The organism is Bradyrhizobium sp. STM 3562 (assembly GCF_045571435.1).
Classification (GTDB): domain Bacteria; phylum Pseudomonadota; class Alphaproteobacteria; order Rhizobiales; family Xanthobacteraceae; genus Bradyrhizobium.
The window spans coordinates 4,963,701-4,978,996 of the sequence record NZ_CP120694.1 but is presented as its reverse complement, the minus strand read 5'-3'; the positions used below and the strand labels follow the sequence as shown (position 1 = coordinate 4,978,996).

15 protein-coding genes are annotated in these 15,296 nt (G+C 64.2%); 14 read left to right on the top strand and 1 reads right to left on the bottom strand.

Annotated features, from left to right (window positions below):
• Window positions 1-144 precede the first annotated feature (144 nt).
• The 12 genes from P6U23_RS23110 to P6U23_RS23055 all read left to right on the top strand — a co-directional run bounded on the left by P6U23_RS23110 (window position 145) and on the right by P6U23_RS23055 (window position 11,636).
• On the top strand, window positions 145-2,418 hold the full coding sequence (locus P6U23_RS23110; protein ID WP_407174879.1) for a RelA/SpoT family protein: 2,274 nt from the start codon (window positions 145-147) through the stop codon (window positions 2,416-2,418).
• Window positions 2,419-2,445: 27 nt separating this feature from the next.
• Entirely contained in the window at window positions 2,446-3,207 is a 762-nt protein-coding gene (locus tag P6U23_RS23105; RefSeq protein ID WP_407174878.1) for a pyridoxine 5'-phosphate synthase, read from the top strand.
• Window positions 3,208-3,363: 156 nt separating this feature from the next.
• Window positions 3,364-3,783: a holo-ACP synthase gene (gene acpS, locus P6U23_RS23100; RefSeq protein ID WP_407174877.1), complete on the top strand. Its 420-nt coding sequence runs from the start codon at window positions 3,364-3,366 to the stop codon at window positions 3,781-3,783.
• A gap of 281 nt (window positions 3,784-4,064) precedes the next feature.
• Window positions 4,065-4,823 carry a signal peptidase I gene (lepB, locus tag P6U23_RS23095; protein WP_407174876.1) on the top strand — a complete coding sequence of 253 codons (759 nt, stop codon included), beginning with the start codon at window positions 4,065-4,067 and terminating at the stop codon, window positions 4,821-4,823.
• Entirely contained in the window at window positions 4,820-5,659 is an 840-nt protein-coding gene (rnc, locus tag P6U23_RS23090) for a ribonuclease III (protein WP_407174875.1), read from the top strand. Before lepB ends, rnc begins: the two co-directional genes overlap by 4 nt.
• The gene (gene era / locus P6U23_RS23085; protein WP_407174874.1) at window positions 5,649-6,578 is read left to right on the top strand and encodes a GTPase Era; all 930 of its coding nucleotides are present in this window, start codon (window positions 5,649-5,651) and stop codon (window positions 6,576-6,578) included. Before rnc ends, era begins: the two co-directional genes overlap by 11 nt.
• Before the next feature lie 13 nt (window positions 6,579-6,591).
• A complete protein-coding gene (locus P6U23_RS23080; protein ID WP_407181548.1) occupies window positions 6,592-6,972 on the top strand; it encodes a hypothetical protein in 381 nt (126 codons plus the stop codon).
• 131 nt (window positions 6,973-7,103) lie between these two features.
• Entirely contained in the window at window positions 7,104-7,856 is a 753-nt protein-coding gene (gene recO, locus P6U23_RS23075) for a DNA repair protein RecO (RefSeq protein WP_407174873.1), read from the top strand.
• Window positions 7,857-8,182: 326 nt separating this feature from the next.
• Complete coding sequence (locus tag P6U23_RS23070) at window positions 8,183-8,764, top strand: aminotriazole resistance protein (protein ID WP_407174872.1); 582 nt, start codon at window positions 8,183-8,185, stop codon at window positions 8,762-8,764.
• 20 nt (window positions 8,765-8,784) lie between these two features.
• A complete protein-coding gene (locus P6U23_RS23065; RefSeq protein ID WP_407174871.1) occupies window positions 8,785-10,338 on the top strand; it encodes an ABC transporter ATP-binding protein in 1,554 nt (517 codons plus the stop codon).
• Complete coding sequence (locus tag P6U23_RS23060; RefSeq protein ID WP_407174870.1) at window positions 10,325-11,002, top strand: energy-coupling factor transporter transmembrane component T family protein; 678 nt, start codon at window positions 10,325-10,327, stop codon at window positions 11,000-11,002. Before P6U23_RS23065 ends, P6U23_RS23060 begins: the two co-directional genes overlap by 14 nt.
• 1 nt (window position 11,003) lies before the next feature.
• Complete coding sequence (locus P6U23_RS23055; RefSeq protein ID WP_407174869.1) at window positions 11,004-11,636, top strand: phosphoribosyltransferase family protein; 633 nt, start codon at window positions 11,004-11,006, stop codon at window positions 11,634-11,636.
• A gap of 25 nt (window positions 11,637-11,661) precedes the next feature.
• Here the strand turns inward: P6U23_RS23055 and P6U23_RS23050 are convergent, their stop codons facing one another.
• Window positions 11,662-11,880 carry a hypothetical protein gene (locus tag P6U23_RS23050; RefSeq protein WP_407174868.1) on the bottom strand — a complete coding sequence of 73 codons (219 nt, stop codon included), beginning with the start codon at window positions 11,878-11,880 and terminating at the stop codon, window positions 11,662-11,664.
• A 562-nt stretch (window positions 11,881-12,442) separates the two neighbouring features.
• Here P6U23_RS23050 and P6U23_RS23045 point away from each other — a divergent pair.
• Together P6U23_RS23045 and parC are read left to right on the top strand one after the other, a co-directional pair.
• The gene (locus P6U23_RS23045) at window positions 12,443-12,817 is read left to right on the top strand and encodes an NUDIX hydrolase (RefSeq protein ID WP_024512680.1); all 375 of its coding nucleotides are present in this window, start codon (window positions 12,443-12,445) and stop codon (window positions 12,815-12,817) included.
• 197 nt (window positions 12,818-13,014) lie between these two features.
• Window positions 13,015-15,270 carry a DNA topoisomerase IV subunit A gene (gene parC / locus P6U23_RS23040; RefSeq protein ID WP_407174867.1) on the top strand — a complete coding sequence of 752 codons (2,256 nt, stop codon included), beginning with the start codon at window positions 13,015-13,017 and terminating at the stop codon, window positions 15,268-15,270.
• Window positions 15,271-15,296: the final 26 nt, after the last annotated feature.

Sequence of the window (15,296 nt, the reverse complement as noted above, 5' to 3'; positions counted from 1 at the left end):
TACCTTAGGGTCTTCCCGCGGCCCACAAACGTCCGCTTAGGCTGTCCCCGATTTAATCGGCGGGCTGCCTCATTGGCGTTACACTGGGCCGCAGTTGAGCAACGCCGCATATTGCGGCCGCGAAAGCGTGAGAGGCGGTTTTCGATGGCGTATTGGCGCCAAGGCCCACCCCAGATGCAGGCGGCGACCGAGCAGGTCGCGATGGCGCCCTCTGCGCCGGCGAAGCCGCCGAAGTCCCGCGTCCGCATGATGCGGCAATATGACCTGGTCGAGCGCGTCCGCTCCTACAACCCCGATACGAACGAGGACCTGCTCAACCGCGCCTATGTCTACGCCATGAAGGCGCACGGGTCGCAGACCCGCGCCTCGGGCGACCCCTATTTCTCTCATCCGCTGGAAGTCGCGGCGATTCTCACCGACCTCAAACTCGACGACGCCACGATCGTGGCGGCGCTGCTGCACGATACCATCGAGGATACCGAGGCGACGCGGGCGGAGATCGACCAGATCTTCGGCCCGGAGATCGGCGCGCTGGTCGAGGGGCTGACCAAGCTGAAGCGGCTGGAACTCGTGTCGCGCGAGGCCAAGCAGGCGGAAAATCTGCGCAAGCTCCTGCTCGCGATCTCCGACGACGTGCGCGTGCTGCTGATCAAGCTCGCCGATCGCCTGCACAACATGCGCACGCTGGAATTCGTCCGCCCCGAATCGCGCCAGCGCATCGCCGAGGAGACGCTCGACATCTACGCGCCGCTCGCAGGCCGCATGGGCATGCAGGAGATGCGGGAAGAGCTGGAAGACCTCTCGTTCCGCACGCTCGATCCGGAAGCCCATGCCGTGGTCAAGCAGCGGCTCGACTCTCTGGCGGAGCGCAACCGCAACCTGATCGGCGAGATCGAAACCCAGCTCACTACGAATCTGCGCAAGAACGGATTGACCGCGCAGGTCTATGGCCGGCGCAAGAAGCCGTTTTCGATCTGGACCAAGATGGAGCGCAAGTCGGTCGGCTTCGAGCAACTGTCCGACATCTTCGCTTTCCGCGTCATCGTCGGCGACGTCGAATCCTGCTACCGCGCGCTCGGCATCGTGCACACCACCTGGCCGGTGGTACCGGGTCGTTTCAAGGATTACATCTCGACACCGAAGCAGAACGATTACCGCTCGATCCACACCACGGTGATCGGTCCCGGCAACCAGCGCGTCGAATTGCAGATCCGGACCGAGGAAATGCACCGCGTAGCGGAGTTCGGTATCGCCGCGCACGTGTTCTATAAGGAAGGTGTTGGCTCGCCGACCGAACTGTTGAAGCGCGAATCCAATGCCTTTGCCTGGCTGCGCAGTACCATTGCGATCCTCTCCGAAGGCGCCAACCCGGAAGAGTTCCTAGAGCACACCAAGCTGGAGCTGTTCCATGACCAAGTGTTCTGCTTCACGCCGAAGGGCAAGCTGATCGCATTGCCGCGGCATGCCAATGTGATCGACTTCGCCTATGCGGTGCACACCGACGTCGGCAACAGCGCGGTCGGCTGCAAGATCAATGGCAAGTTCTCGGCTCTGTCCTCGGAGCTGCAGAACGGCGACGAGGTGGAGGTGCTGACGTCGGAAGCGCAATCGGCGCCGCCGTCGGCCTGGGAGTCCCTTGCCGTGACCGGCAAGGCACGCGCCGCGATCCGGCGCGCCACCCGCGCCGCGGTGCGCGATCAGTACGCCGGGCTCGGCCGCCGTATCGTCGAGCGCCTGTTCGAGCGCGCCAAGCTGGAATACGCCGACGACAAGCTGAAGGGGGCATTGCCCAGGCTCGCTCGCAACTCGATCGAGGATGTGATGGCCGCCGTCGGCCGCGGCGAGATGAAGGCCTCCAACGTCGCGCGGGCCATGTACCCGGACTACAAGGAGGAGAGGGTTGCGCGCTACGGCGCGAAGAAGAGCCCCGTGGCCAAGTCGCCGCCTGACCCCGCCCGCAGTCCCAACGCGATCCCGATCCGCGGCATCAATTCCGACCTGCCGGTCAAATTCGCGCCGAACGGCGGCGCGGTGCCGGGCGATCGCATCGTCGGCATCGTGACCCCGGGCGAGGGCATCACGATCTATCCGATCCAGTCGCCGGCCTTGAAGGATTTCGAGGAAGAGCCGGAGCGCTGGCTGGACGTGCGCTGGGACGTCGATGAAACGACGCCGCAGCGCTTTCCGGCGCGCATCCTGGTCGAGAACGTCAACGAGCCCGGCAGCCTCGCCCAGGTCGCAACCGTAATCGCCGAGCACGACGGCAATATCGACAACATCAGCATGTTTCGCCGCTCGCCCGATTTCACGGAACTGACCATCGATCTCGAGGTCTATGACCTCAAGCACCTCAGCGCTATCATCGCGCAGTTGCGCGCCAAGGCCGTGGTCGCACGGGTCGAGCGCGTGAATGGTTAGGTTGCTCTCATTTTAGCGAGTCCGGTCATGCCTGCTCCCCCGCTGCGCCTTGGCGTCAATGTCGATCACGTCGCGACCTTACGGAATGCGCGCGGCGGCGAGCGGCCTGATCCGGTGCGGGCGGCGTTGCTGGCGATCGAAGCGGGCGCCGACGGCATCACCGCGCATTTGCGCGAGGATCGCCGCCATATCCGCGATTCCGACATGGCACGGCTGAAGGCCGAGATATCAAAGCCGCTGAATTTCGAGATGGCGGCGACCGACGATATGATGCGGATCTCGCTTGCGACCAAGCCGCACGCCGTCTGCCTGGTGCCGGAACGACGGCAGGAACTCACGACCGAAGGCGGCCTCGATGTGGTCGGCCAGCACAATGTGCTTGCCCCCTTCATCGCGCGCCTGAACGATGCCGGCATCCGGGTGTCGCTGTTCATCGCCGCGGATCCGCGGCAGATCGAGACGGCGGCGAAGCTGCGCGCGCCCGTGATCGAGCTCCACACCGGCGCATGGTGCGACGCCGTGGTCGATGGGCACAGCGACAAGGCCGAGGCGGAATGGCAGCGCATCGTCGCCGGCGCGGCACTTGCCCGCTCGGCCGGCCTTGAGGTCCATGCCGGTCATGGACTGGATTATGAGACCGCCGAGAAAATCTCGGCGCTGCCTGAAATTGCCGAGCTCAATATCGGCTACTTCATGATCGGCGAGGCGCTTTTCGTCGGACTGGCCGAGACCGTGCGGACCATGCGGGCGGCCATGGACCGGGGCCGGAGGCTAGCGCCGCCGATTTGAAGTTCCTGCAGAGCTGGCCGCGAGTTCGCGCCAGGAACTTCAAATCGAAAAGCGGCGCTAGAATATTTCATTGTTTGCTAGTGCCCTTTGCTTTCCGAAGTTCGTGTAAGGGGCTTCCACGATCGTTCTCGAACTTCGGAAAGAGGGCGCTAGCCTATGATCATCGGCATCGGCTCCGACCTGATCGATATTCGTCGCGTCGCCAAGGTGATCGAGCGGCATGGCGATCGCTTCCTGGACCGGATCTTCACGGAAGAGGAGCGCGCCAGGGCCGCCCGTCGCGCCAAAAGCGAAAAGATGGTGGTTGCAACCTATGCTAAGCGATTCGCCGCCAAGGAAGCCTGCTCCAAGGCATTGGGAACGGGAATCAGGCGCGGCGTCTGGTGGCGCGACATGGGCGTCATCAACCTGCCGGGCGGGCGTCCGACCATGCGGTTGACCGGCGGGGCACTGGCGCGGCTGCAGGCCCTGACGCCGGAGGGCTTTGAGGCGCGAATCGACGTCTCCATCACCGATGATTGGCCGTTGGCCCAGGCCTTCGTCATCATTTCCGCAGTCCGCTCGGACGAATCCTAGCGGACTGCGGCTCGGTGGGGGCCGTCGCGGGCGAAAACTAAAAATAGCAGTGAATTCAGACGGTTGGAAAGTTTTGATGCGGCCGTTTGTTGCGCGCCCGGGCGCAACGGTCTAAAACAGCCGCGCGATACTCCATGCGGGCGAATTCGGGTTTGCGCCGGAATTGGCTCTCACTATCAGAATCAGGACCAATTCCCTCGATAAGCGCGAGGCATACGCCGTTCGCGTGGGGATGTTCTGCCATCGCGCGGGGCGGTCGGCGGAATAGGAAGCAGGAAACGATGAGCGTGACATCTCCGACCAAAACTGAAAGCGGCCTTGGCGAGACGATCCGCGTCGTCATCCACGCGCTCCTGATTGCGCTCGTGATTCGCACCTTCCTGTTTCAGCCCTTCAACATCCCCTCGGGATCGATGAAGGCGACGCTCCTGGTCGGCGACTACCTGTTCGTCTCGAAATTTTCCTACGGCTACAGCCACTATTCGCTGCCGCTCTCGCCGCCCTTGTTCGCGGGGCGCATCTTCGGCTCGGAGCCTCAACGCGGCGACGTCGTGGTGTTTCGTCTGCCCAAGGATGACTCCACCGACTACATCAAGCGCGTGATCGGACTTCCTGGTGACCGGATCCAGATGAAGGAGGGCCTGCTCTATATCAATGACAAGCCGGTCGAGCGTGAGCGGCTGAGTGATTTCATCGGCGAAGATCCGTGCGGCTCGGAGGCGACCGCACGGGTGAAGCGCTGGAAAGAGACGCTGCCCAATGGGGTGAGCTATGAGACGCTCGACTGCGTCGACAACGGCTTTTACGACAACACCAACGTCTACACCGTCCCGCCCGGCCATTTCTTCATGATGGGCGACAACCGCGATAATTCGACCGACAGCCGCGTGCTGTCGGCGGTCGGCTATGTGCCGTTCGAAAACATCGTGGGGCGCGCCCAGATGATCTTCTTCTCCATTGCGGAAGGCGAGCACGCCTGGATGTTCTGGCGCTGGCCGTGGGCGGTGCGTTGGAATCGCCTATTCAAAATCGTGCGATGAACGACGACACACCGGACATCCAGACCAGTTCGCTTGCCGGCCAGCAGAGCCAGGAGCCTGAGCCCGGGCGCAAGGCCAGACCAGCGAAGAAGAAGCGCAGCAAGGCCAGCGCCGCCAAGGCCGCGGCGGCTGCCAAGCCTGCGCATGCGGAAATCGAGGCGCGGATCGGGCACAATTTTGCCGATCCCAACCTGCTGATCACCGCCTTCACCCATGTTTCCGCGCTGAAGTCCCAGCGCAAGCGCACCGAGAGCTATCAGCGGCTCGAGTTCTTGGGTGACCACGTGCTGGGGTTGATCGTCTCGGACATGCTTTATCGCGCCTTTCCCAACGCGGATGAGGGCGAATTGTCCAAGCGCCTCGCCGAGCTCGTTCGCAAGGAGAGCTGCGCCGATGTCGCAAAGTCGCTTGGACTGGCCGAGGACATCAAGCTCGGCGCCGTCGGCGCCAGCGTCGGCGCGCGCTTGCGCAAATCGGTGCTGGGCGACGTCTGCGAAGCCGTGATCGGCGCGATCTATCTCGATGGCGGCTACACGGCGGCAGCCGAATTCGTCACGCGCAACTGGACCGAGCGGATGCACAAGCCGCGGCGTCCGCTGCGCGATCCCAAGACGGTGCTGCAGGAGTGGGCGCAAGGCAAAGGCCTGCCGACACCGGTTTATCGCGAGGTCGAGCGCACCGGACCCCATCACGATCCGCAGTTCCGCGTCGCGGTGGACCTGCCGGGACTCGCGCCGGCCGAAGGGGTCGGCGGCAGCAAGCGTGCGGCGGAAAAGGTCGCCGCCTCGGTAATGATCGAGCGCGAAGGCGTCAGCGGCGGCGGCAATGACGGATGAGGCACGCGCCGACGCGCCGCCCGCGCCAACGCGCTGCGGCTTTGTCGCGCTGATCGGCGCGCCCAATGTCGGCAAATCCACTCTCGTCAACGCGCTCGTCGGCTCCAAGGTCACCATCGTCTCGCGCAAGGTGCAGACCACGCGCGCCCTGATCCGGGGCATCGTGATCGAAGGCCAGTCGCAGATCATTCTGGTCGATACGCCTGGTATCTTCTCGCCGAAGCGTCGGCTCGATCGCGCCATGGTGTCGACGGCATGGAGCGGCGCCCATGATGCCGACCTCGTCTGCGTCTTGCTCGATGCCAAGCTCGGCATCGATGCGGAAGCCGACGGCATCCTGAACAGGCTCGCCGGTGTCGAGCACGACAAGATTCTGGTGCTGAACAAGATCGACCTCGTGCCGCGCGAAAAACTGCTGGCGCTGGCGAAAGCGGCCAATGACCGCCTGGCCTTTGCCAGGACCTTCATGATCTCGGCGCTGTCGGGCAGCGGCGTCGCGGACCTGCGCCACGCGCTTGCCGAAATGGTGCCGGCGGGGCCGTTCCTTTATCCCGAGGATCAGATGTCTGACGCGCCGCTGCGGCATCTGGCGGCCGAAATCACCCGGGAGAAGATCTTTCAGCAGCTCCATCAGGAGTTGCCGTATCAGTCCACCGTCGAGACCGAGAGCTGGAAAGAGCGCAAGGACAAGTCCGTGCGCATCGAGCAGACCATCTTTGTGGAGCGGGAAGGGCAGCGCAAGATCGTGCTGGGCAAGGGCGGCGCCACCATCAAGTCGATCGGCGCCGAAGCGCGCAAGGAGATCGCCGAGATCCTCGGCGTGCCGGTGCACCTGTTCTTGTTCGTCAAAGTGCGCGAAAACTGGGGCGATGATCCCGACCGTTACCGGGAAATGGGACTTGAGTTCCCAAAGGAATAATTTGCCGATCCCGATGAACGTCCCGAATAACGTCCGGTGGTTCGAAGCGCTGCTCTATTCGTCCCTGATGCTGGACGCGCTGTCGCTCGCTTTTGAGGACCGCACACCGACCGCGGAGATGACGGATTCCATGATCCTGGCCGCCGCGATCCTTGGCGGCGCCATGATCCTGCTCTTGCTCTATTTCGTCCACCTGGCCGCCCGGCACCGCAAGAACTGGCCGCGCTGGGTGCTGGCCGCGGCGCTTGTGCTGTCGGTGCTGTCACTGGTGCAGGTCATCGGGGATAACGGCCTGGAACTGGACAGCGGCATCGAGATCGTGTCCTGCGTCCTGACCGCGTTCGGGCTCTATTTCTCTTTCACCGGCGACGCCAAGGGCTGGTTCAACGCCTGACCTCCCGCCGTCATTCCGGGGCGCCGAAGGCGAACCCGGACTCTCGAGATTCTGGGTTCGGATCTTCGGGCCGCCCCGAAACGACGGGTGCTTGCTTCGCTGAGCCCACCCCACGTGATACACTTTTGACCATGGAATGGACCGACGAAGGCATCGTGCTCGGGGTGCGCCGGCATGGCGAGGCATCGGCCATTGTCGAGCTTTTGACCCGCGCCCATGGCCGCCACCTCGGCCTGGTGCGAGGCGCGGCGAGCGCGCGAATGCGGCCCTGGCTGCAGCCGGGCAACAGCGTTCGTGCGGTATGGCGGGCGCGGCTCGATGAGCATCTCGGCACTTACGCGATAGAGGGGACGCGGCTGCGCGCCGCCGGCCTGCTCGCGTCGTCCCATGCGGTCTATGGGGTCACCCATCTGGCATCGCTGGCGCGGCTGTTGCCGGAACGCGATCCGCACGAAGATATCTACGAGATGCTGGAGCGGACGCTCGACGATTTCGACGACGCCGGCGAAGCGGCGGTGCATCTCGTGCGCTTTGAGCTCGCAATGCTCGCCGAGCTCGGCTTTGGACTTGATCTGCAGACTTGTGCCGCGACTGGGGAGATCACCGATCTGGTCTACGTCTCGCCGAAATCAGGCAGTGCGGTATCGCGCACGGCCGGCGAGCCCTGGCGCGACCGCCTGCTGCCCCTGCCGCCATTCCTGCGCGAGGATGAAAGCCGGCAAAATGCCTGGTCCGATCAGGATCTGCTCGATGGCTTCCAGCTCACCGGCCTCTTCCTGTTGCGCCATGTGCTGGAGCCGCGCGGCCAGGGCCACTCGGATGCCCGCGACGGCTTCATCAGCGCGGTGACGAGGCGGCGGTCGAAGGCAACCGTCGCCTCCTGAACTGCCGCGCTTCCGTCATGCCGAACGGAGCCGCCTTGAGCTGATCGGCAACTGCAGCGCGGTCGCGGATGCGCCAGGGCGTTCGCGCCAAAGCAACACCTCGACGAGGAAAGCGATCACATCACCTGTGCTCCATGCGTGGCGCTGGAGCGGCCACGCGAATCCGCTTGCCCGCGATCTACGCAGTCCGTGGCCCGGAACTTGCCTGCAAATCTGTGGTGAAGCGGGATTTCTGCGATCGAGCGAGGTACTCTCGCGCAGAAGTCGCAGCGCGAGTCGCCGAACAATTTCGAGATGGTCAAATTTCCTGGCAGACGGAGCATGAGATGAGTTCGCAAATGACTTACACCGAATCCGACTCGGTCGGGTTCTTTCCGATCGTCCTGGCCGTCGTGTGCGGCGTCGCGACCGGCGTGTTGTGGGCCTACGCCAATCCAATTCAACTCGTGCCCGGCGTCATCCAGTGGCGCATCTTCGCATTCCTGCCGCCCTTGATCGGGCTCCTGCTCGGGCCGAAGAGCGGCTTCATCTGCGGCTATATCGGCACGATCGTATGGTCGCTGCTGGCGGGCACGTTCATTCCGGCGCACTCGCTGATCGTGGATGGCATCATGGTCGGGCTCACCGGTGTCGTGCCGCCGCTGCTGGTCAATCTGCGCAAGACCAGTTTCGATCTCTCCATGCCGGTGCTGGCGAAGATCGCCGTGATCTGCGCGGTGGTCGGCGTCATCATGGTGGCGGCGGTGTCGGCGAGCCTTGCTTTCCTCGGCATTTTCCCGTTCTGGTATGCGATGCTCTACATCGGTCTGTCGGACATCGTTCCGATGGTGATCGGAACGCCCCTCCTGGTGCGCCCCGGCGCCAAGCTTCTGGCCGGCCTCAGCCGCGGAAGCCTGCACCGGTTCTGACCACCCGGGGAGCCATCGGAATGCTCAATTTGCAGGCGGTGAGCGTCGGCTTTCGCGCCGACGCCCACGTGCTGTCCAATATCGATCTCGCTCTGGAGCAAGGCAGCGTCACGATCGTGACGGGGGCGGGCGGCTCGGGCAAGTCGAGCCTGCTTGCCGTGGCGGCGGGCGTCGTTCCCAAGTTGATCCGGCCGCAGCGCATGCAGGGCAGGGTATCGCTCGGCGGCGCCGATATCGCGATGATCGGGACTGCCGATCTGTTTCGCCGCATCGGCGTCGTCCTGCAATCGGTCGAGGACCAGGTGTGGGATCTCTCCGTCGAGGACCTGATCGCCTTTCCGCTCGAGAACCGCGGCGTGCCAAAGGCGGAGATCCGCACCCGCGTGGCTGCCGTAATCGAGCAGATGAACATTGGGCGTCTCATCGGCCGTCAGGTGCGCACCTTGTCCGGCGGCGAACGCAGGATCGCGGCGCTCGCCTCGGCGCTGGTGTGGCAGCCGCAGGTCCTGATCCTGGACGAGCCGACCAGTGGTCTCGATCCCGATGCGCGGGCGCGCATGGTCGCTATCATGCGTGAGTTGCGAAAGCAGGAGCTGACGATACTGATCGCCGAGCAGGATCTCGGCTGGTTCGACGGCGTCGCGGATCGCGTGGTGTTCCTCAAGGAGGGCGGTGTCATCGACGACCTCCCATGGTCGGCGGCGGTCCGCGCCTCGATACCCTACGTGGCGGCCGGCATCGAGCCGCCTTTCGCTCCGCAAGAGCCCCGCCCGATGCAGCAACGGGAGCACACCGGCGCGGCGCTGACCGTCAAGCAGTTGTCGAGCACGCTGCGCCGCCCGGACGGGGCGCCCGTGCTTTCCTCGGTCGACCTGGCGCTGGCACGAGGCGAGGTCGCCGGGCTGATCGGAAGTAATGGCGCCGGCAAGACCACGTTGATGCGCACGCTGCTCGGGCTTGAGGCGGCCGCAAGTGGATCGATCGAGATCGGGGGCAAGGACAGCGCCGGCTGGACCGTCGCGCAGCGGGCGCGCGAGATCGGCTATGTCGCGCAAAACCTGCGGCGCATGTTCTTTCTTCTGTCGCTAGTGGAGGAGGTGGTCTTCTCGCTGTCCGGAGGCGAGACGGGCGCCAAGGCGGTAGCGGCCCATCGCGACGGGGCAATCGAGTTGCTCCGCGGCGTCGGCCTCGCCGACAGGGCCGAGGCGTCGCCGTTCACGCTGTCGGCACGCGAGCAGCTCATGCTGGCACTGGTCTGTATCGAGGCAACATCGCCCTCGGTCGTCATCCTCGACGAGCCGCTGATCGCCTGTGATCGGGACTCCCGTGCCGGCGTGCTCGCTTTTCTCGCACGTTGCCGCAGCCGCGGATGCGCGGTGCTTCTGGTTTCGCACGATCTGCAGCTCGTCGACCGCGCCAGTGATCGCGTGTTGATCCTGGACGGGGGACGGCTTGCCTTCGACGGGCCGACGCAAGCGGCATGGTCATCGGATGTGTTCGCCCGCCGCGGCTGGCGGCGGCCGGTGGGCGGCGAAATCTCCCCGATCGAAGGAGCGCAGCGTGCATCCGCTTGATCGTATCAATCCGTTCGTCAAGCTTGTGGCCGCGCTTCTGCTGTCATCGCTTGGCTGGCTCGCCGGTAACGCCCTCGCATCAGGGCTCGCCGCGGCGATCGCGCTTTTCGGCGTGATCATCTGCCGCCTGCCGCAGACCTCGGGCTACCTGAAGCTGATGGCGCTGGTCGGCGGCCTGGTCACGCTGAGCTGGACCTTGAGCTTTGTCTGGAACGGTGTGCCGATCGCGACCGCCATCGATGACGCGCTGCGGATGGCCTTCCGCCTGATCGCAACGACCGGCAGTTTCTTCATCGCCATCGAGACCACGTCGGCGGGCTCGTTGCTGGCCGCCTGCAGCCGTCGCCGCCTGCCGGGGTTCGTCACGCTCGTGCTCGTTCTCGTCGTCGGCATGATCCCGCTGATGCGCGAGGAGTTCCGCAACATCGGCGAGACCCAGCGGGCACGCGGTCTCGAGCTTGATCGGGGGCCGCTCGCGAAACGGATCGTCTACGCGCTCGGCCGCGGCGTGCCGCTGATGGTGCAGACCTATCGCATGGCCGAGATGATTGCGCTGGCACTATCGATCTATGGCTTCGATCCCAAAGTCGCGCGCACGAGCTGGCGCGACATCGGCTGGCTCACTATCCAGACCGCCTTTCCTCCAACCCTTCCGATGAGATGACATGAGCGCGAACAAACTCACACCCGCGAACTATACGGTCGACATCGCGGGCGAGCCGACCGAGCTTCCGATCGTCGCGATCAACGACAAGCTCGCCATTTCGCTGCTGATGGTGATCGACATGGGCGTCTCTTTCGGCGAGCGGATCGGCAAGGCGCTGGCGACGCGGCTCGCGGCGACCAGGCCGGATATCATCGTCGGGGCCGCGACGCTGGGGATTCCCGTCGCCATCGAGGTCTCGCGCCACCTCGGGCTTGATCAGTACGTCATCGTCCAGAAGTCGCCCAAGATTCATCTCGGCGATGCGCTGGTCGAGCACGTCACGTCGGTGACCTCGGCGGGCTCGCAGCGGCTGTTGCTCGATCGGCGGGCTGTTCCACTGCTGAAGGGACGGCGGGTCGTGGTGGTCGATGACGTCGTCGCGACCGGCTCGAGTCTCGCGGCGACGCTGCGGCTTGTCCGGCAAGCCGGCGCCGATGTCGTCGGCATCGGCGTGATCCTCACCGAGGGCCACGACTGGCGCAAGGCGCTGGGGGTGGATGCCGCGCTCGTGACGAGCCTCGGCCACATCCCGCAATTCCTCATCACAAACGGGCACGCCGCGCCGGATCCGGCGACCATGGCCGCAGTTTGAGATGCCATTTCCCGGGGCCGCAACGCTACGATCGCGGCGCGAGTTGCAGCTCCAGAAGCGCGAGCCTTTGCAGCACGGCGACATCGCGCTCGCCGGCCTTGGCCGCGCGCAAAATGGATTCGGCGAGCAAGGTCACATGCGTCGAGCTCACCGGTTCCGGCAAGCTCGCAACGGATGCCCGCAATGCAGCCGTCATGAGTTCAATGACGTCAGGAGAGAAAACGGCGTCCGAAAAGTCCTTCATCCCCGCACAAACCCTCAGCACAGGTTAAACGCCGTGCGAGGAGGCGGAGTTCCCTCCGCGGAGACAGCCTGAGATGGCGCCCCTTGGATCTCATTGATCTGCGATCTTCACCATCGCTCATGCGCGGAGACTGGTATTCCGTCTCCCACAACCCACGGAAAGATTTAATGTTGCGGGATAACATATGATGCAGACCCGGCCGCGGCGGCGGCGCAGGCTTCGCTGCGGGTAGGAGCATAATATTTTGAAGAGCGTTTTTTCGTAACGGCCGTCACCAGCTTTTCGTGCTGATCGCCGCGGGTGGTTACCTCGGACGAGCGACGGCCTAAAGTTCGCTCGGCTCTTTCCGGAGCACGCCGCCGCTTCGGAAGAACGGTTAATGGCCCCGGCGCACCCCGCGCGTCCGGGGCCGTCTTTTGCGTCGGAAAGCCACTTCTCGGCGAGGACCGCTCAATCCCACAACCGTCCACACATCGATAGCGGCCAAATTGCGAATCGTCGTAATCGTGCTTAACTGTCGTGATTTCTTGGTGTTTTTTAGGGGCGTTACTCTCGATCAGAGATGGCGAAGTCCTCAAAGCTGGTGGCCTCCAAGCGCGGTCGCGTCCTTCTGGTCAGACGACGGCGCGACAGGCGATGGATGTTTCCCGGCGGCCGCAAGCGGGCCAGCGAGAGCGACAAGCAATGCCTTCGCCGTGAGATCAAGGAGGAGCTGCCCAAGCTCAAGCTTGGCCGGCTCAAGCTTTGGAAGGAAGTGAAGAAGAAGAAGCGCAGCTCCGGGCGCATGAGCGACGCGATCTTCATCGCGCGCAAGGCATCGGGCGAACTGAAGATCGGTGACAAGCGCGAGATCGACAAGGCGGTGTGGCGCAAACCGCGCGGCATAAGACTGACGGCGACCTCGCGTTACATTCGCGACAAGCTGTTTCCGAAATAGCCTGCGCGATGCGTGGGCCGTCCGCGCGTATGGCGCTCAAGCCGCCACATGCGCGCCGGTTCCATCGATCGCCCGCGGGTCCCCGGGCCTTCGCATTGGGGTGGCCGCGGCAGGCTGCTATATTGCGGCGAATCACCTCTTGCGCCGCCGTCCGGGATCCCTAAAAGCGGTACGAAACGATTGAGAGCAAAGGATTTATGGGCAAACCACTGACTCCGCCCGAGCCCTCCAGGGTCGACGAGATCGCGCTGCGGGAGGCGTTGGAAGAGCGCTATCTCTCCTACGCATTGTCCACCATCATGCACCGCGCGCTGCCGGACGCCCGCGACGGGCTCAAGCCGGTGCATCGCCGCATTCTCTATGGCATGCGGCTGCTGCGGCTCGATCCGAACGCCGCGTTCAAGAAATCGGCCAAGATCGTCGGCGACGTGATGGGTTCGTTCCATCCGCACGGCGATCAGGCGATCTACGACGCCATGGTGCGCCTCGCGCAGGATTTCGCCGCGCGCTATCCGCTGGTCGACGGCCAGGGCAATTTCGGCAACATCGACGGCGATAATGCCGCCGCCTACCGCTATACCGAAGCGCGCATGACGGAAGTCGCGCAGCTTCTGCTCGACGGCATCGATGAAGAGGCTGTCGACTTTCGTCCCAACTACGACGGCAATTCCAAAGAGCCGGTGGTTCTGCCGGGCGGCTTTCCCAACCTGCTCGCCAACGGTGCGCAAGGCATCGCGGTCGGCATGGCGACCGCCATTCCGCCGCACAATGCCGCGGAGCTGTGCGACGCCGCGTTGCACCTGATCGAAAAACCGGCCGCCAAATCGCGCGCGCTGCTGCGCTGGGTGAAGGGGCCGGATTTCCCGACCGGCGGCATCATCGTCGATTCCAAGGAGGCGATCGCCGAGGCCTATACGACCGGCCGGGGCTCTTTCCGCACCCGTGCAAAATGGGTGCAGGAGGAGGGCGCCCGCGGCACCTGGCAGATCGTCATCACCGAGATCCCCTGGCTCGTGCAGAAGTCGCGGCTGGTCGAGAAGATCGCCGAGCTCCTGAACGAGAAGAAACTGCCGCTGGTCGGCGACGTCCGCGATGAATCGGCCGCGGAAGTTCGGCTCGTGATCGAACCGAAGTCGCGCACGGTCGATCCGGAGCTTCTCATGGAATCGCTGTTCCGGCTCACCGAGTTGGAAAGCCGCATTCCGTTGAATCTCAACGTGCTGGTGAAGGGCGGCCGGGTGCCGAAGGTGCTCGGGCTCGCCGAGGCGCTGCGCGAATGGCTCGACCATCTGCGTGACGTGCTGGTCCGGCGCACCAACTACCGCAAGGGGCAGATCGAGCACCGGCTGGAGATTCTCGCGGGCTATCTGGTCGCCTATCTGAACATCGATAAGGTGATCAAGATCATCCGCACCGAGGACGAGCCGAAGCCGGTGTTGATGAAGACCTTCAAGCTCACCGAAGTCCAGGCCGATGCCATCCTCAACATGCGCCTGCGCTCCTTGCGCAAGCTCGAGGAAATGGAAATCCGCACCGAGGACAAGAACCTCCGCAAGGAACTGAAGGAGATCGAAGCGCTGCTCGGCTCGGAAGCGGCGCAATGGTCCAAGGTCGGCGAGCAGGTGAAGAAGGTGCGCGAGATGTTCGGGCCGAAGACACCGCTCGGCAAGCGCCGCACCCAATTCGCCGACGCGCCCGAGCACGATCTCGCCGCGATCGAGGAAGCCTTCGTCGAACGCGAGCCGGTCACCGTCGTGGTTTCCGAGAAGGGCTGGGTGCGTACGCTGAAGGGCCATATCGAGGATCTCTCGGGCCTTGCTTTCAAGACCGACGACAAGCTCGATCATGCCTTCTTTGCCGAGACGACGTCGAAGCTTTTGCTGTTCGCCACCAACGGCAAATTCTATTCGCTCGATGTCGCCAAATTGCCGGGCGGGCGTGGCCATGGCGAGCCCATCCGCATGTTCGTGGACATGGAGCAGGATGCGGCGATCGTCTCCCTGTTCGTCCACAAGGGCGAGCGCAAGTTCCTGGTCGCAAGCTCCGAAGGGCAGGGCTTCATCGTCAAGGAGGAAGACTGCGTCGGCACCACCCGCAAGGGCAAGCAGGTGCTCAATGTCGAGATGCCGAACGAGGCCCGGGCGATCGCGACCGTGGCTGGCGACACGGTCGCGGTGATCGGCACCAACCACAAGATGGTGATCTTCCCAATCGATCAGGTGCCGGAAATGGCGCGCGGCCGCGGTGTGCGCCTGCAGAAATACACCAGCGCTTCGCTCTCGGACGTGACCGTGTTCGATTCCAAGACCGGGCTGACCTGGAAGGATTCCGCCGGTCGCGACCAGGGCATGGGCATGAAGGAACTGGCCGATTGGCGCGGCAACCGCGCCGATGCCGGCCGCCTCGCGCATGGGCTGCCGAAGTCGAACAGGTTCGGCAAAAGCATCGAATAGTGCATGATCCGGACCCCGAGGGCCGC